Source organism: Peribacillus faecalis (genome assembly GCF_014712675.1).
In the GTDB taxonomy this organism is placed as follows: domain Bacteria; phylum Bacillota; class Bacilli; order Bacillales; family DSM-1321; genus Bacillus_AD; species Bacillus_AD faecalis.
Map to the genome: position 1 here is coordinate 24,376 of NZ_JACXSI010000022.1, position 16,791 is coordinate 41,166.

The following is a 16,791-nucleotide window of genomic DNA, read 5'->3' on the forward strand; positions in this document are numbered from 1 at the left end:
CTTCTCTTACGAAATTTTTTTGAATTTCTTATATGTGTAATTACCTATAACTATTTTGTTAAAATTCTCTTTTTTATCACTTGTCCAATCAGGAATTTCCGTTATATTCGTAATAGCCCCATTTTCAACTTCAATGATTTTCCCACTTTTCTCAGAAGCGAGCAAATACATAACCTTGTTGTTTAATAACTTTGTTGTAGTAGACGGTATAACGTCAAAGACAGTATCCCAAAAATGAAACCAGCCAGACCTTTTTTCGCTTCTGAAAATTTCATAAATGATATCATCTGATAACTTTACTTTATTAATTAAATCTATTGCTTCTCTTGTTTTCTTATCCATTTTACACCTCCTGGAAATTTAATTTCTTAATTATAATACGACAAAAATAACATTTAGTTTCAAAAAAACTATAATATCCCTTTTTTGTGAACGCAGTTGAATAAAGACTGTACTATTCACTATACTATTACCTTATTCAAACTAAGCTGCAACGATAGTGAAATATGCCGCTTTAGTAAAATACATCAGTTGAAATTTCTAATATCGGTTACAGTGGTGAAATTGGCTTTTTTACAGGCGTTCAACAACATTTCATTAGTATTTTCTTTAGAAGGAATTTTTTTGTTTAATTCTAAGAAACGATGCCATATCAAATAACCGTTTAGATATTTTGTTGCTACACCATTAAATCGCTCAATCCAATCTTTTAATCGTCGATGGTAACTATTAACGTGTTGAACGTGGTAAATTTTTTGTCGGACATATTCCTTATTACGAGCATTAATCGCTTCGTGCTTTAATCCTTTTATAGCCGCAAATTTCTTATAGTTGGTCGCAGTATCTGTGCAAAGTAAAGCAGAATCATCTAAATAGTCTCCTAGTACAGCATCTATATCAAGTGCTGTTATCCGCCCTTTACCAGCAACTTCAGAGAGGATTTGACCATATCTATCGTGAGCAACAACCACGCATACTTGCTCTTTAGAAATGCCTCTTTTAGATGCAGAACCGCCTCTTTTTCGAGGTTTTCGGTGAGTGAGATTTTTCTTACCTTTATCGCTCTCCAAGAAAAAGGTTTCGTCGCTTTCGACTATGCCAAAAAGTTTCTGATGACCAAGTGATTGTAGGGCAAATAACACCTTATGTCTCCAATAAAAGGCGGTGCTTAGGTGAATTTTTAATTCTTTAGCGATGGCTCTTAACGAACAACCATTCACCATCATTTCCAAATATTTAAGCCATTTATGAGGATATTTCGTACCAGACAAAGGGCTACCAGTCATATCATTAAACGATTTACCGCAATCCTTACAAAGGTAACGTTGACGAGCTTTATATGTACCATTTCTTTTAACAGACATACTCCCACAATGCACACAGGCTAATCCATTCGAAAACCGTCTCTCCCGAATATCTACAATTTTATTTGAAATATTGGTAGTAGAATCAGGAAACAAGTCTTCTTTCATAGCAAAGAAAAGCTTTATCTGTTCATCTTTGGAAAGCTCTGAAAAGCGTTCATACATATCTAGCCACATCGAAAAATCACTCCTGCTATAATAAGTTCAATTATTATAACAGTATGTCATCCTCAGCAACAAATTATACGAACAGAGCCATAGAAAAAGAGATCATAGTATGAATCGACAAGAATATGTGCATTTTGTTCGTTTAAATTGATAAGGAAATCAACTCCGTTCGAAAATTGAATGGTATCGTTATTCACTATAAATTCATTTCCTTGCTTCGGAACTGTATCTAATAAAAGCTTTGGTGTCCCTTTACCATTCGGATTGTAATCGAGACGAATATACAAATATCTTTCATCATGGTCAACGTATAATTTTTGTAAATCTCCTTGTTTTTTCTCGTATAGAGGAGCTGCTGACCATTCAGCGATATTTCCATCCACTTGGATTTTGTGACGGTCAAAGCTTAACAGGCCGAATTGTTGTTCATTTGTTTGGGCATTCGACCAATAAGGTCTTCTATCTGGGTTGTCATAGTTCATTGTGTTCCATGTTCGTTTAAACCACTCATCCTGCCATGTGAAGATTATGCCTCCCATCAGATCTGCAGCAATCATGTCTTCATACATTTCGCTAATGAGTTCGCCTTGTTCTTGTTCGGTCATGAATCCTTGGTTTTTCCCGAATTCATTTATATGTGTTAAACCACGTGAACTTGGAATGCCGAATTCAGCAACTAGTATCGGCAGCCGATGCGAGGAGGCTAAATCGTGTAAATATCCGGCATAACTGTTGCGTTCACCTCTATGGTCGACATAGTTTTGATATTTCTGATCATAGTGCATGAAATCAGGATAATATGGATAAATATGATACGATGCAAATTGACCGGCTAAATCCATCTCATTTTTCGTATATATAACATTTGGATTCACACTCACCAAATCTTCAGAATCGGTACCATCTGAAGGGTGATCTAATAAATCAGTAGTTGGCCAATTCGTAAAACTCATAGGTCTAATAGAATGGTAATTATCTATTTCGTATTGAGTAAGCACGTCCATTTGCATAGCAAGCCAATGCTCAAATGGCTGAGCATTTTTTGTTTCGAAATAGTTTCCTTTATACTCTCCGATTTCTTTATGAAGTTGATTTGTATTGTCCACCATTTCCGGATACCATTCAATTCCTAAAATCCATCCAATCACATACTCCGAAATATCAGATTTATAAAAGCCTGAAGCATGACCAGCGTTTTCTTTTACCACTGCATTTCCATGAATAACATCCGAAATTGTTTTCATTTCATGCTGAAAATCCAGAATGCTTTTTTCGTTAAATGCATCTAATGATTCTTCCAATAACTCTTCGTTAATCCATACGCCGTGTAATACATATATTTCTTCCGCATGACTGTCATTATATCTTTTTAAAGCATTGTAAAAGTCGGGTGGGTGAAGGGTATAGACACGGATTGTGTTTGCGTTCATTTCACCGATTTGCTCAAACCAACGGTAATATTCTTTTTCTGAAATAGCTGCTTCACCAGGGAAGCTACCGGGTTTACCCATACCAATATTGACACCTTTCATGATAAGGGGATTCCATTCACCATCTTTCATTACTTCCATTTTATTGTTGTGAATTCGAGCATGAAGTTGAAGCTCTTCGGCACGCACTTCGTTTTCTTTTATTTCGGTTTGTTCAAATTGCTTTAGTATAGATTCCATGATCGGCGTATATGTATTCCAATAAAATGCTTGGTCGGAAAACTTTTGAACTATGCTATTAATTTGCTGAAGCCCTTTAATTTTGTAGAAATAAGGTGTTTCAGAAATGTCATTAAAATCGCCAGCAAAATAATAGCTTGTTGAAGAAGTATGCTCATTTTTCAATATTGCTGCAAATTCTAACGGTATGTCATGTTGTTGCAATAGTTTTTTTCCTTCTTCAGTCAAATCCCACTTATAATTAGCGAGTACAGTTGTCCCTGTGTTCGGAGTTACGATGTCAAACCAATATTGATAATCCGGACTTTCTGTAAGATCAAACTGCTGGATTCCTTCTTTTGTGAAGGTAAGGTGAATCCCTCTTTCTTTGATATGCGGTTCTTCCTCTAAAACGAAAACTTCATAATCTAAATCATTAACTAAAATAAATCCTGCCCCTGTATAATCCCATGACTTTCCGAATTCATCCAATATCCACTGTGGAATTTCAGGATTCTTTTCCGGATTCAATTCATCAAAATAACGACCTGTCCAGCCGCTCCATTCTAGTCCTAAATATTGTGTAACACTTTCTCTTACAGCTTCATTAGTAGGGGAGGCGAATGTGTTGAACTCGGCAACAAGTAGACTTTTTTTATCTTGATGTAAACGGTTTTCGATAGCATCCCATTCATTTTGCTGAAGCCCTCCATATATTTTTTGAGAGCGAGATCCCGCTCGCAATTTAGGTATCCAAGGAAGGTCTTCATTGTAAACACCGTATGTGTCAGCTAAGTAAATGACATCGAAATTATCGTAATTGGTTGGCAATTCCTTTACTTTATAGTTTTCTGACTCCTCGTTAGGCACAAATCCAAAGTAATTAGTGGCAGCGTCAATCGTTGTTCCGTCATTATTTGTGTACTTTAAATACTTCAATAACCAAGTCAGTCCTAGATGCTCTCGATAGTTTTCGCTTGTGACCGTTTTATCGATTATAGCGATTGCTAACTTTTTTTCTGGAGTGATTTCCCATAAGATAAATGGAGCAATCAGGAGGGAGAACAAAATTAGGCATATAGCATATATTTTTTTCATTTTGATACTCCTTCCTTAGATAACCCTCTTCGTTTTAGCGTTCCCCAGTCATTTCTCCCGAGAATAAAACGAAGGATTCCTTCACATCTAAAGAGGAGAGTAATTGGTTTATACCAAAAAATCTCTGATAGGGAGATGAAAAGTACCTTTGTTAATTCTCGCGTTTTAGGGTATACATTCATTGACCATGCCTCTAATAAAGTTGAAGCTATTGAAAAAATAGACCCATATAAGATAAATAATAAAATAAGTAAAATTGAATACTCGAAGTAGAGATTACCAAGGAAAAACGAGATAATAATATAAAGATAGCCGATTAATTCCACTATCGGACCAAGGCATTCTACGATCCAAAAATAAGGTAAAGAGATAAGTCCTATCGTTCCATACTTCGGGTTTAAAGTCATTTTTTTGTGTTTCCATAGGTTCTCAATAAGCCCTTGATGCCATCTTCTTCTTTGCTTTCTTAAATCGGATAAACTTTGAGGTGCTTCTGTCCAACATACAGGGTCAGCCACAAACTCAATTCGTTTATTCAATTTCTTATCTTTTATATAACGGTGTAAATGAACAACTAGTTCCATATCTTCACCAATCATATTTGTGGAATAACCGCCAACTTCAATGACATGTTTTTTTGAGAAAACACTGAAAGCTCCTGAAATGATTAAAATTAGATTATACTTGCTTAAAGCGATACGGCCCATTAAAAAAGCGCGTACATACTCGACAATTTGCATTAAAACAAGACTGTTTTTAGATAGGCTATTACCGAAAATAGACCCTAAATGTATATCGAGCCCATTTGCGATTCGGACATTTCCTCCAGCAGCAATTACGTTTCCGTCAGACAGGATAATCGGTCTCATCACTCGCAACAATGAGTTTCCGTCTAATATTGAATCTCCGTCTATTGAACAAAAATAAGGGTTTTTAGACATATTAATGCCTGCATTTAATGCATCTGCTTTTCCTCCGTTTTCTTTGTCAATTAAAAATAAATGCGGATAAACGGTTGATTGGAAAATTTGGTTAATAGGTTTTGTTTGAATTTGGACCCTTACTGTTTTATCAATGGGTCTCATTTTGAAATAATCTATTATTTTCTTTTGAGTACTGTCTGTCGAACCGTCATTTACAACAATCAGCTCAGTATCTGGGTAACGTAAACTCAATAAGGAATGAAGACTATCGATTATGCCTGCTTCTTCATTGTAAGCCGGAACAATAATAGAAACGGGCTTTGAAAACATTGAATCAATATAGTCATCATCCTTTTTTAGTTGGTCTGAATCACGGTATTTTCTTAATTGTATTAAGGCAATTATCAGCATAGTACTATATGCTAAAATGACAAAAGCCATATAAATAATAATGATCCATCCTAGAACAATCATGATGGCATCAAGCGTATTCGTCATTACTTATTTCATCCCCTAATCGTTAAAACTTCTTTTGCTATATCAATGGCATATTGATCAGTAGTTATCTCTGTTATATTTTCTAATATGTTCTTGCCACCTTTTCCGTTTATGATTGTAATAGCCGCTTGGTAACGCACCCACCAAGATGAATCTTGGATTAATTGCACAAGATGATAGCGGGTTTGAGTTAATGGTAAGTGCTGAAATAATTTTGCCACCATTAACCTTTCTTCCCAGTTTGGCGAGCTGACAAATGGAAGAAATTGATTGGTATTTGTTGTGATTCCTAATTCATAAATAGCTTTTAACGAATGGATTCTTATTTCTGCATGTTCGTGTGCTAGTAAGCTCTCTAAGAAAGGGGAGAAATCAAGAGTTCGTTTTAAACCGATTGTTTCAATCAGTGAACATTGTTTTTTTAGGTTCAGTTTTTTAAATTGAGTTATTAATTCTTGCACTATCCAATCATCATTAGTTAAAAGTATTTTTTTAAATTCAATATCAGATAATTTCTGTACGGCTACTATATTTTCCAGAAAAATGGAAGGGTTGAAACGGGCCTGAATTTTTAGTATTTGAAATTGCTCTTCCTTTGACAACTTTTGTAAATCTAATTGCAGGCAATCTTCTATTAATTCATCAATTTGAAAATCCAAAATCCGATTTAGAGCAATCATTCGCTTATTTAAGATTCTGCTTTTAAGAAGCTTTGCATAATGATTTACTAAATATGTATTAGCGAACTGCTTTATTTTTGACTGTACAGTGGAGTCACTAAAATTTTGAATATATGTTAGAAGGATATCTTCCACACCAAGAAGCTCATACTTTTGTTTCGGTATTAGACTATCTGGTAATTCAGCATCATTTAATAAAAACAAATGCCAGTCGTTTTGCTTGCTTTTGATATATTCCTTTTTCTTGCTTTGGCGTTTTGATTCTATCTGGTGTTTATATGTCAGATAAGTATATAGAATTCCGAGTACAAGAACGCAAACGATAATAAAGAATAGTAACAATGTTATTGAAATATCAATTATGATCATAATCTTTGCAACACTCTTTTCAATTGGGCTTCAAATAAACGAATATTAAATGGTTTAATTAAATACTCATCTACACCGCTTTTAAAAGCATGAATCATATCTTGCTCGGACTTTCGTTTTGTCATCATAAAAATAAGGTATTTATGGTTGTTCGGCATTTCTCGTAATCGGTGTACTACCTCTAGACCGTTGTTACGAGGCAATATATCATTTACTAGAATGATATGGGTATGACTTGAATAAAACCAATTTGATTGCAAAAATTCATAACCATCACTGAATATTTTCATATCTAGTTCAAATTCATTGAGTGGAATATTTTCAACAGTCGTATATAGGGCTTGGGCAAAAATCTCATTATCTTCTAAAATACTTACTTTAATTTTTTCTTTTTTTCGATCTTTAAAATCAGTTGTTTTAATAATTTCATTATTGATTGTACTGCTCACTGATTGTCGACTAATATTAATCACTTGATCAAATGTTACGTCACTGTTATTAATTTCATTAATACACGTAAATGGTGTTAAATTATATTTTGCGAACAACGGATTCTGGATGTTTTGTATATCAGAGAACATGCGCTCAATAAAGACAATGGCTTCTTTTTCTCCACTTTGTGTTAAGATGATACACCACTCCAAAGGTCTTACTAATTTACAGACTAAATCGGATTTTCTGATTTTTGATTGCAAAAAATTCCCGATTACTGTTTCGATTTCAAGTTGATCCTCCATATTCAGGTTTTTTTGATTACCGAAAGTGAGAAGGGAAGCAACCATTGATGTTCGTGTGCGTTCAACGTTAGCTGTTAATACATTAAAAAAGATTGCCATTTGCTTTTCGTCAATAAAATCACTTTTTGAAATGGATAGTTCTCTATCCAATAGAGAGTTCTTCATAAGATTATTCCTCTTTTTGTCTAATTTTTAATTCTAATAAGATTTCCAAGGTGCTCTTCAACGCTTTTAGATACACAGCTACTAATATTAGTATAACTTTCAAGATTTTTCAATATATTTACATTAGAAGATGTATTTTACATGAATCTGTAGCTCCATTTTGTTAAATGGGGTGTTTCTATTGTTCGTCAAAAACTAACAATAATCGGGTAGTGACAGGCACCGGATAAGCAAAAATAATAGGAGATACAATAAGTTATAAGTAGAATAGGTATATATAACGTGAAAAGGTGATAAATATGGGAATTCAGGAGTTAGAACAGTTGTTATTGAGGGATGCTTATCTTGATGTTGCTTATCATAGGTATATAGCTTTTAAGGAGCCGAGCAATTATGATGAGTATGTATCCTTTTAACGGAAAGACTGTTGATGAAAGCTACCTTTATGACGAACGAATGTCGATGGAAGTTATGACAATTAATTTGGATGCTTCATGGAAGGATATTCACAAAAAAATTCTTGGAGTCATTAAGTAAATTTAAAATATTTAGAAAACATGCATATAATCCTATAAAGCGGGTATAGATAAGGGACGAGGCGATACGAACACTCGTCATAAAGTGGATGATTGCTTACAGTAGTAGTATTTAGAAGTATGAATGCTATACCGTGTAAGATTACAACAAGACACTAGTTAAAAAGTAATTGTAAGTATTTTAGAAAGAACAAATGGTCAACTCAATCAACACATAATCCTTGACTAGGTTACTTCTACCCAAGTTGATGACACCATTATTCTTTCAAAAAAGCAAACCTCTCGAGTGACACGAGAAGTAAAGATAAAAAGAAGCAATCATCCGCTACTATATGTTAATGGAAAGCTACCTATTAATAGGCAGCTTTTTTGGTGCCTGTCACCACCCGAAATGTGTCGAAGATTATTAAATTTGCCTGAAGCCATCTTAAGGTTTTAGGCTTTTTTATTTATTAAAGCGCAATTATTCGTCGAAAACAGACAAAACTCGGGTAGTGACAGGCACCGGATGTAGAACTATGACATCCCACCACAAGACCTAAGCTACAGCCTCGTATCAGTGCCGAGCATTCCGCATAGTAAAATTGTGATGAAACAGGTTGAGAGGAACTGAACATGGTGGCTGTTACGCCTTGGATTTTTGGAAGACTAATCTTTGCTTTTATATAAAAATGAAAGAGTCTGGGACAAAATCTTTCTTTGATTACTCTTTGTTTATTAAAGTACATAGCTTTCTTTGAATAATAGAATAGAAAACGTAAATGCTTGCAAGCTAATGATAAAAAAGTATTGTAACTTGTAAAAAATCTTTCAATACGGGAATTTACTATTTTTACCTTAAAATAGAGAGTATAATAAATGAAAATAATTAATTATTCCTAAAAAACTAATATATCCGATTGGGGTTAATACGATGAAAAAAGCGAAAGAACAATCATTAACAGAGCAAACAATTATGAAGGCTTTGGAGTGGTCTTATGACAAAGCTATTAATGGAGGTATACCGGGTACTGATACGGCACTTGAGCTAGCTATTAACTACCAAAAGAAAGGTGGAACTCCAGAAGAACAAGCTAAACGCTTAGTAAATTGGCAAATGTCTAAGAGTGCGACAAGTGGGTTCGTTACTGGCTTAGGTGGAATTATTACTCTACCTGTTGCTGTACCTGCCAACATTGCTAGTGTTCTTTTCATCCAAACAAGAATGGCTGCAGCTATAGCGTATATAGGGGGGCACGATGTGAAAGATGACGAAGTAAAGACATTTGTATATGCTTGTTTAGCTGGGAATGAAGCTAAGGATATTCTCAAAAATGTAGGTATTCAATTAGGTAAAAAACTGGCGGTATCGACTATTAAGCGAATACCTGGAACTGTTATTACGAAGATTAATCAAAAGGTTGGCTTTAGGTTACTGACAAAGTTTGGGCAAAAGGGAGTTATTAATTTGGGTAAAGCGGTTCCTTTACTAGGAGGAGTAATTGGTGGTACAACCGACGCTGTAGGTACTAAAATTATAGGGAAGGTTGCAATAGATTTATTTATTGGAAAAGATGGTTTCGCTACTGCTTATAATAATAGAAACTCAAAAGATGCTGATCCGATAATAATTGATATGGAATAAGATTGTAATAGATACAAAGGCAATTCTGTCATTAAGAGAATCGCCTTTGTATTGTGAGTTTACGACAAAATCTACGAAAGCCCGGGTAGTGACAGGCACCGTTATGTTGTTTGCTCAGAAAACTTCCTTTTAAATAATAGTTTCTTAAAATCAATTTCGGCAATGAGTATACCCATTAATACTATGGTTGCACCGATGTAGCCTCTTGTTGATAGTGTTTCGCCGATAAAGATAAAGGCGAATACGGCCGCGAAAATGGGCTCTAGTGAGAAAATGAGTCCGGTATGTGTTGCGGTTGTATGCTGCTGTGCAATTGATTGTACGATGAAGCCCAATGCGCTGCATAAAATGCTTAATGCCAGGATCGAAGACCAAGTGCTTGCATTTTGCGGGAGCTGAGGTGTTTCAAATAGCAATGTGAATAAGAATCCCCAGGCGCCACAAAAGCCAAGCTGTAAAACCCCTAAAGCAATGGAATCAACATTTTTTGTTACTTTGCTCGTCACAATAATATGCACAGAATAGCTAAGAGCACAGATAATGCAGAGAATGTCCCCAAGACTCAGCTGCAATTGGCTATTTAAAGTTAGCAGTGCAATCCCGACCAATGCAGCACTGACACCAACAATAAGTCTTTTTTCTATTTTTTGCTTCAAAAATATTGCAGAGATAAGCGGGACAAACACAACGGAAAGACTGACTAAAAATCCGGTATTGGATACAGAAGTAGATTGCATGCCGCTATTTAAGAATGCGAAAGCAATAAATAAAATACTTCCTAATATAAAACTATATTTAATCGTTTTAAAGTCGACTCTCAATATACGTTTATAAAAAATAAGTGCCGCTAATAGAAAGGCTATGCCAAACCGCAAAAATATTAAGTTGTATACCCCTAAAGAATCAAGGCCAACTTTTGTAAATAAATAAGATGAGCCCCAACCAATAGTTACGACTAACATCATAAAATCTGCCATTACTTGCTTATTTGCTTTTATGCCAAACAAATCTGCCGTTCCCCCTCTGAAAAAACTAAATATTTCTTTTACAAATGCTCTATAGCCAAGATTGCCTAATTGCTATTATAAGCGTACAATTTACATAAATAAAATGAATGTTTTTAATGTTTTAAATGAATAAAATTCATATAAAAGGGGTATGGGGATGTCTCTTACAAAGTTTGAAATCATAAATACAATTGTTGACACAGGGAGTTTAACGAAAGCGGCTGAATCGCTTGGTCTAACGCAATCCGCAGTTAGTCATGCCATCTCAAGCCTTGAGTCGGAGTGGGGATTTTCAATTATGAATCGGGACCGTTCGGGCATTCGCTTGACAAGCAATGGTGAGCGGATGATTAAATATATCAGGACGATATTACAGCACAACGAATTATTGCAGCAAGAAGTAGCTGCCATTCATGGATTGGAGACCGGGACAATTCGAATCGGAACATTTACAAGCGTATCCACACAATGGATTCCTGGAATTATTAAAGAGTTTCAAATTCAATATCCGTCCATTCAAATAAAATTGCTTGAAGGGGACCATTATGATGAAATTGAGCAATGGCTATTAGATGGTTCAATTGACCTAGGCTTTTTGACGAAGCCGTCCTCTAAAACATTAGATTTTCTGCCGTTAAAAAAAGACGAAATTCGCTGTATTCTTCCTATTAATCATCGGTTATGCGAAAAAGAATATATCTCATATGAAGATATTAAAGATGAGGCATTTATTATGCCAAAATGGGGAACACATAACGATATTCTTCGGTTTATCACAAAAAATAATCAGTCTTTGAAGGTGAAGTATGAGGTAGCAGATGATCAAGCTATTATTTCGATGGTTCGACACGGTCTTGGAATTACAATCCTTCCTGAAATGGTTCTGTTCAATTTATTGCATGGAATTAAGGTCATGAATATGGAAGGGGAATATTTTCGGACAATCGGTCTTGCTACTCCATCACTTAAAAAGATATCTCCCGCAGCAAAACGATTTATCGAAATCGTTAAAACATGGCTACAACAGCAAAATCTTTTAGATTATTGAAAATAATCAAGGCGCCTTATATGACGCCTTGATCATTTTTTTATCTTAACAACCTGCCAGTCATAGAAGTTTCTGATTTAGCTACTTCAGCAGGAGTTCCTTGAGCTATGATATAACCGCCGTTTTCTCCGCCTTCAGGTCCTAAGTCAATGAGCCAGTCGCTCTCGGCAATCCAGCCAAGGTGATGTTCGATAGCAATGACAGTATGTCCTTGTTTGACAAGTTTCCGCACACATTGCATTAAAACTTTCACATCTAACGGATGAAGTCCTGTTGTTGGCTCGTCCAATAAGTACAAGGTCGTACCGCTCGTTTTCGTGCCGAGCTCTTTGGCGATTTTAATTCGTTGTGCTTCACCGCCTGAAAGAGTTGGTGCTGGTTGTCCTAATGGTAAGTAGCCTAAGCCGACATCATGCAGCACCTGGAGTTTTGCTGTAATGCTTTTTTGTCCTTTGAATAAAGCGAGCGCCTCATCAACTGACATTTGCAGCACATCATAAATGCTGGCATCCTGATAAGTTACTTGCAAAACACGTGACTGATAGCGCATTCCGTTGCAGGCGTGGCATTTTGTTTGGACGTCCGGCATAAAATGCATTACTGTCGTAATAGTTCCTGCACCTTCGCATGTTTCACATCTTCCTCCTGCTACGTTAAAAGAAAAATCTTTTGCAGTAACATCTATTCCTTGTTGCTTGGCAATTTTACCGTAAAATTGGCGAATAGGTGTGAATACATCTGTATAGGTCGCAGCATTGGAACGAGAGCTTTTTCCAATCGGTGACTGTTCAATCATTTGAATGTTTTCAAATTGTTCCAATCCTGAAATCGATTCGATATTACGTTGCTTTGCAAGCGCGTCAAATATGAGCGATGATTTTCCGGAACCGGATACTCCTGTGATTGTTGTTAAAGCGTTCACCGGAATCACAGCATGTACGGATTTTAAATTATGACTTGTGGCTCCTTCGATTTTGATGACATTTTCTAAAGATGGCCGTGAATCATTAATTTTAAGAGATTCAAGTAAAAACGGGCGAATCATTGATTGCTCATTCCGCAGCAAGTCATCCACAGTACTAGATGCAACGACATATCCGCCGTCTTTTCCGGCATGTGGCCCAATTTCAATGACCCAATCCGCTTGTTTAATGACATCGACATCATGTTCGATCACGATGACCGTGTTGCCTAAATCACGAATTTTTCGTAATGACTGCACCAATTCATCCGTATCTTTGGAATGCAAGCCAATCGTCGGTTCATCCAAAATATATAGAACACCCGTTAATCCTGATTGAAGAAGGGAAGCTAATCGGAAACGTTGATATTCACCGCCGGACAACGTAGATACGACACGGTCTAAAGTTAAATAACCAAGGCGAATTGATAATAATTTTTTTACCGTATTTTTCAGTTCCTCGATAAGCGGCTGTACATTAGGAATATGTAACGTTTCAGCCCACTTGCCTAACTGTTCAATGGAAAAAGCAGAAACTTCTCCAAGCGGCTGATTTCCTACTTGAACAGCACGACTAGTCGCATTCAGTTTCTTCCCATTACATGCGGGGCAAATTTCCATATCAAAAAACTTCTCTATTTTTGCCTTCTTGGAAGGAGAGCTTCCGCTTTCAATCAAACGACGGTTCAGATTAGGAATAAGCCCTTCAAAACGTCCTTCCGATACACTTTTGGCTGGCTCGATGTCCGGATAAAAAGTTGTAAATCTCTGATCATGCGAACCATAGAGTAAAAATGCCTGCGCCTCTTTTGACCATGTTTCAATCGGCTCTGAAAAGTCGAAATTCAAGCCGTATAAGTTGCTCGCCTTACTAAACGTCTCGCGATAACGCTTAATATAATGATGGTCCCATTCAAAAATCGCGCCATCTTCAATTGATTTCGAAACGTCAACGACTCGCAGAATAACTACATCATAAATTTCTCCCAGTCCTTTACACGTTTGGCATGCTCCTTGTGCCTTGTTAAAAGAAAAATGCGGCAATGTTAAATTGTCTAAAGATTGGCTGCAATGGTGGCATAAGATTGTCTCATTTCCCGAATCTTCGCTCGCTGCTGTCCATTCGTGGCAATGAGGGCACTCACGCAAGCCAGCTTTACAAAAAATCAGCCGTAAATAGGAATACAAATCCGTCATTGTTCCGACAGTCGAACGTGGATTTTTATTCGTATGATGCTGCGATACGCTAATTGCAGGGGAAAGACCTGTCATTTTCTCGTATTGCGGTTTTTCAAACTCTTCATTCAGCAATCCGATTGACTCCATATATTGACGCTGACATTCTTTCAGCAACGTATCAAAAATAAGCGATGATTTTCCCGAACCAGAGACTCCCGTCACGACGACAAGCTTATTCTTCGGTATTGACAAATCGATATTTTTTAAATTATTTTCATGTGCATTCCATATTTCAATTGTGTTATTCATTGTTCTCGCCTCGCTTTCAATTTCATTTTATCAGAGATCAATATGACTGGTGTTATAGTGGAGGGTTTCGTTCGACAAAAACTAACAAAACCCAGGAAGTGACAGGCACCGTCAAAAAGGAGGATCAACCTATGTTGCCTACAGAACGGTATTTTGGAAGGTTTGAGTTGGTGCATGCATTTTATGGGGCAATGCCCACAGGTGTGACGGTTTCGGAAGCGGGTAGGATTTTTGTTTGCTTTCCGAAGTGGGGAGACGATGTGAAATTTACCGTGGCGGAAATTGTGGAGGGGGAGCTGAGGCCTTATCCTGATATGGAAACAAACATATCTAACTCAGCGAAACTTGAAACTTCCTTCATTAGTGTGCAAAGTGTAGTCGCGGATGGAAGGGGAACCCTCTGGGTATTAGACACAGCGGCACCCAACTTTTCCGAACCGATTATTGGTGGAGCAAAACTGGTCGCTGTAGATCTGAAAACCAATACAATAAGAAAAGTTTATGCTTTTAAAGAAGATTCCGTTTTGCCGACCACATATTTAAATGATGTCCGCTTCGATTTTCGTGTTGGAAAGGCAGGCTATGCATATATAACCGATTCTGCTTCCGAAGGGCCTGGAGCAATCATCGTTGTCGACTTAGACAGTGGAGTGGCATTCAGACGGTTACATGGCGTAAAATCCACGTCACCTGACCCGACTTTTATACCAAAAGTGGAAGGCCGGATTTTAATTAACCGAAACAAGGACGGCACCACTTCTCCGCTTACAATGTCGGCTGACGGTATAGCGATTTCTCCTGATGGAAAGACCTTGTATTTTTGTCCGCTGACAAGCCGTCAGCTGTACTCAATTTCAGCGGAAGCGTTAAAAGACAGAAAGATACCGGAAAAGGATTTGCATAGTCATGTCAAATATTTAGGAGAAAAAGGAGCATCAGATGGCATGATTACTGATGCAAAAGGAGCGGTTTATGCCGGAGATTATGAAAATAACAGCATTCGAAAAATACAACCCAACGGAAAAATGATGACCATCGCCCATGATCCGCGGCTACTATGGCCGGATACCTTCTCAATAGGCCCAGACCAATACTTATACGTCATTGTCAACCAATTGCATCGGCAGGCAAAATTTCATTACGGAAAAGACTTGCGACAAAAGCCATATAGTTTGCTTAGGATGAAGATTGGAGAAATGCCTGCTCCTACCTTTTGATAATTAATGAAAAAGCCGGTGAAGTTCAGCTCTAATTAGTTCAGCTTTGAAGTACAATAGTTGAAATTATAAAGCAAAATGGACTTCGAATTGCAAGCCAATTTGATGTCCACTTTTCATTAAAATACCAGAGTTTCATGCAATTTAACACAATTGAAAATGCAACCTAAATCGCAAGAATGAAATAATTATTTCAAGCTCGTAATTTGGGTTGCAAATATGTATGCAATTTTAAAAAGAAAAGGCATAGCAACTTAATGTTATTGTTAACGCAATAGTATCACCTCCTTAGTTTTTGGGGAATTGTAACATAACAGTATTATTTTGTATCTCAAAACAACTCGGAAATGTATGTATATAGTGAATATTAAATAGGGGCATACAAAAAGCTATCCAGATATAATCCGAATACCTTGTAAATATAAAAATAGTCTTAAGTTCAGCTCTCACCGGCTTTAGTTTTTTAATCTAGAGCATGATATAGTTTGCACTGAAAGTTATTAATCAGACGAATTAGTTGATTTAATCTCTTAATATATTATAATCCTCGTAAGTAGTATAATTAAGGGAAAATAACAAACGTTTTCCAGTTAAATTATTAAAAAATATTAAAGGAATGATACAAATGACAGAACTGCAGCTATTAGAAGCAGGTTACCGAAAATATAGCGGAGAAGAAATCGATGTGTTTTATTCAAAAGAACGCTGTGAGCATGCAGGTAAATGTGTGAAGGGGAGCATCGAGGTATTTAATCCTAAGAGAAAACCTTGGGTAATTGCTGACGCTGAGCCTGCAGATGAAGTTGCACGCATTATTGAAACATGTCCTGCTGGCGCTCTAAAATATATCCGAAAAGAGGAACGATAGAATGGAAATTACTATTGAACAAGCTCGTGTTGTCGTAACAGAGGGAAATGAAACACTTGGAGAAATGACGTTTGTTAATTCCAATGATAAATTCTATATCATTGATCATACAGGTGTTTCCGATGCAGCACGCGGTCTTGGCTTAGGAAAGAAAATGGTTCAAACTTTTGTTGAGCATGCCCGTTCAAACAATATGAAAGTCATTCCTCTATGTCCGTTTGCTAAAGGTGAATTCGAAAAGAATCGTGAAGCATATGCTGATGTGTTGAAGTAATTTGAAATGTAAGGACCTTAATGTACGGTGCTAATCCAAATATAGAATTTTTAAATGGTAAAACAGCATTGGAAAATGCAATGGACAATGGTTTTTATAGTGTTGTAGATCTTTCAA

14 protein-coding genes are annotated in these 16,791 nt (G+C 36.5%); 6 read left to right on the forward strand and 8 right to left on the reverse strand.

What is annotated here, in order from left to right:
* Positions 1-6: 6 nt before the first annotated feature.
* The 6 genes from IEO70_RS09930 to IEO70_RS09955 all read right to left on the reverse strand — a co-directional run bounded on the left by IEO70_RS09930 (position 7) and on the right by IEO70_RS09955 (position 7,651).
* Positions 7-342, reverse strand: a complete 336-nt coding sequence (locus IEO70_RS09930) for a hypothetical protein (protein ID WP_190998223.1) — start codon at positions 340-342, stop codon at positions 7-9.
* A 185-nt stretch (positions 343-527) separates the two neighbouring features.
* A complete protein-coding gene (locus tag IEO70_RS09935; RefSeq protein WP_190998224.1) occupies positions 528-1,541 on the reverse strand; it encodes an IS1595 family transposase in 1,014 nt (337 codons plus the stop codon).
* Positions 1,542-1,594: 53 nt separating this feature from the next.
* Positions 1,595-4,279 (reverse strand): hypothetical protein, encoded by a 2,685-nt coding sequence (locus tag IEO70_RS09940; RefSeq protein WP_190998225.1) that lies wholly within the window; start codon positions 4,277-4,279, stop codon positions 1,595-1,597.
* Complete coding sequence (locus IEO70_RS09945; RefSeq protein WP_190998226.1) at positions 4,276-5,700, reverse strand: glycosyltransferase family 2 protein; 1,425 nt, start codon at positions 5,698-5,700, stop codon at positions 4,276-4,278. The genes IEO70_RS09940 and IEO70_RS09945 overlap by 4 nt, the downstream gene beginning before the upstream one ends.
* Positions 5,701-5,708: 8 nt before the next feature.
* Positions 5,709-6,749, reverse strand: coding sequence for a HEAT repeat domain-containing protein (locus IEO70_RS09950; protein ID WP_190998227.1), 1,041 nt, complete (start codon positions 6,747-6,749; stop codon positions 5,709-5,711).
* The gene (locus IEO70_RS09955; RefSeq protein ID WP_190998228.1) at positions 6,746-7,651 is read right to left on the reverse strand and encodes a response regulator; all 906 of its coding nucleotides are present in this window, start codon (positions 7,649-7,651) and stop codon (positions 6,746-6,748) included. Before IEO70_RS09955 ends, IEO70_RS09950 begins: the two co-directional genes overlap by 4 nt.
* 393 nt (positions 7,652-8,044) lie before the next feature.
* Between IEO70_RS09955 and IEO70_RS09960 the strand changes: the two genes are divergently transcribed.
* Positions 8,045-8,188: a hypothetical protein gene (locus IEO70_RS09960; RefSeq protein WP_190998229.1), complete on the forward strand. Its 144-nt coding sequence runs from the start codon at positions 8,045-8,047 to the stop codon at positions 8,186-8,188.
* A 912-nt stretch (positions 8,189-9,100) separates the two neighbouring features.
* Complete coding sequence (locus IEO70_RS09965) at positions 9,101-9,811, forward strand: EcsC family protein (protein ID WP_190998230.1); 711 nt, start codon at positions 9,101-9,103, stop codon at positions 9,809-9,811.
* A gap of 101 nt (positions 9,812-9,912) precedes the next feature.
* On the opposite strand, the gene IEO70_RS09970 is transcribed toward IEO70_RS09965, so the two are convergent.
* Positions 9,913-10,788, reverse strand: coding sequence for a DMT family transporter (locus IEO70_RS09970; RefSeq protein WP_190998253.1), 876 nt, complete (start codon positions 10,786-10,788; stop codon positions 9,913-9,915).
* 187 nt (positions 10,789-10,975) lie between these two features.
* On the opposite strand from IEO70_RS09970, the gene IEO70_RS09975 reads away from it, so the two are divergent.
* The gene (locus tag IEO70_RS09975; RefSeq protein ID WP_190998231.1) at positions 10,976-11,866 is read left to right on the forward strand and encodes a LysR family transcriptional regulator; all 891 of its coding nucleotides are present in this window, start codon (positions 10,976-10,978) and stop codon (positions 11,864-11,866) included.
* A 40-nt stretch (positions 11,867-11,906) separates the two neighbouring features.
* Here the strand turns inward: IEO70_RS09975 and IEO70_RS09980 are convergent, their stop codons facing one another.
* The gene (locus IEO70_RS09980; RefSeq protein ID WP_190998232.1) at positions 11,907-14,315 is read right to left on the reverse strand and encodes an ATP-binding cassette domain-containing protein; all 2,409 of its coding nucleotides are present in this window, start codon (positions 14,313-14,315) and stop codon (positions 11,907-11,909) included.
* 131 nt (positions 14,316-14,446) lie between these two features.
* Between IEO70_RS09980 and IEO70_RS09985 the strand changes: the two genes are divergently transcribed.
* From IEO70_RS09985 to IEO70_RS09995, 3 genes are all read left to right on the forward strand, one after another.
* Positions 14,447-15,532 (forward strand): L-dopachrome tautomerase-related protein, encoded by a 1,086-nt coding sequence (locus tag IEO70_RS09985; protein WP_190998233.1) that lies wholly within the window; start codon positions 14,447-14,449, stop codon positions 15,530-15,532.
* A 625-nt stretch (positions 15,533-16,157) separates the two neighbouring features.
* Positions 16,158-16,400: a (4Fe-4S)-binding protein gene (locus tag IEO70_RS09990; RefSeq protein WP_190998234.1), complete on the forward strand. Its 243-nt coding sequence runs from the start codon at positions 16,158-16,160 to the stop codon at positions 16,398-16,400.
* Between the two features lies 1 nt (position 16,401).
* Positions 16,402-16,674: a GNAT family N-acetyltransferase gene (locus IEO70_RS09995; protein ID WP_190998235.1), complete on the forward strand. Its 273-nt coding sequence runs from the start codon at positions 16,402-16,404 to the stop codon at positions 16,672-16,674.
* Positions 16,675-16,791 lie beyond the last annotated feature (117 nt).

Excerpts from the sequence above, each read along its gene's own strand:
- IEO70_RS09965 (WP_190998230.1), top strand. The coding sequence starts at position 9,101 with ATGAAAAAAGCGAAAGAACAATCATTAACAGAGCAAACAATTATGAAG.
- IEO70_RS09935 (WP_190998224.1), bottom strand. The coding sequence starts at position 1,541 with ATGTGGCTAGATATGTATGAACGCTTTTCAGAGCTTTCCAAAGATGAA.
- IEO70_RS09930 (WP_190998223.1), bottom strand. The coding sequence starts at position 342 with ATGGATAAGAAAACAAGAGAAGCAATAGATTTAATTAATAAAGTAAAG.
- IEO70_RS09995 (WP_190998235.1), top strand. The coding sequence starts at position 16,402 with ATGGAAATTACTATTGAACAAGCTCGTGTTGTCGTAACAGAGGGAAAT.
- IEO70_RS09955 (WP_190998228.1), bottom strand. The coding sequence starts at position 7,651 with ATGAAGAACTCTCTATTGGATAGAGAACTATCCATTTCAAAAAGTGAT.
- IEO70_RS09945 (WP_190998226.1), bottom strand. The coding sequence starts at position 5,700 with ATGACGAATACGCTTGATGCCATCATGATTGTTCTAGGATGGATCATT.
- IEO70_RS09970 (WP_190998253.1), bottom strand. The coding sequence starts at position 10,788 with ATGGCAGATTTTATGATGTTAGTCGTAACTATTGGTTGGGGCTCATCT.
- IEO70_RS09985 (WP_190998233.1), top strand. The coding sequence starts at position 14,447 with ATGTTGCCTACAGAACGGTATTTTGGAAGGTTTGAGTTGGTGCATGCA.
- IEO70_RS09990 (WP_190998234.1), top strand. The coding sequence starts at position 16,158 with ATGACAGAACTGCAGCTATTAGAAGCAGGTTACCGAAAATATAGCGGA.
- IEO70_RS09940 (WP_190998225.1), bottom strand. The coding sequence starts at position 4,279 with ATGAAAAAAATATATGCTATATGCCTAATTTTGTTCTCCCTCCTGATT.
- IEO70_RS09960 (WP_190998229.1), top strand. The coding sequence starts at position 8,045 with ATGATGAGTATGTATCCTTTTAACGGAAAGACTGTTGATGAAAGCTAC.
- IEO70_RS09950 (WP_190998227.1), bottom strand. The coding sequence starts at position 6,749 with ATGATCATAATTGATATTTCAATAACATTGTTACTATTCTTTATTATC.
- IEO70_RS09980 (WP_190998232.1), bottom strand. The coding sequence starts at position 14,315 with ATGAATAACACAATTGAAATATGGAATGCACATGAAAATAATTTAAAA.
- IEO70_RS09975 (WP_190998231.1), top strand. The coding sequence starts at position 10,976 with ATGTCTCTTACAAAGTTTGAAATCATAAATACAATTGTTGACACAGGG.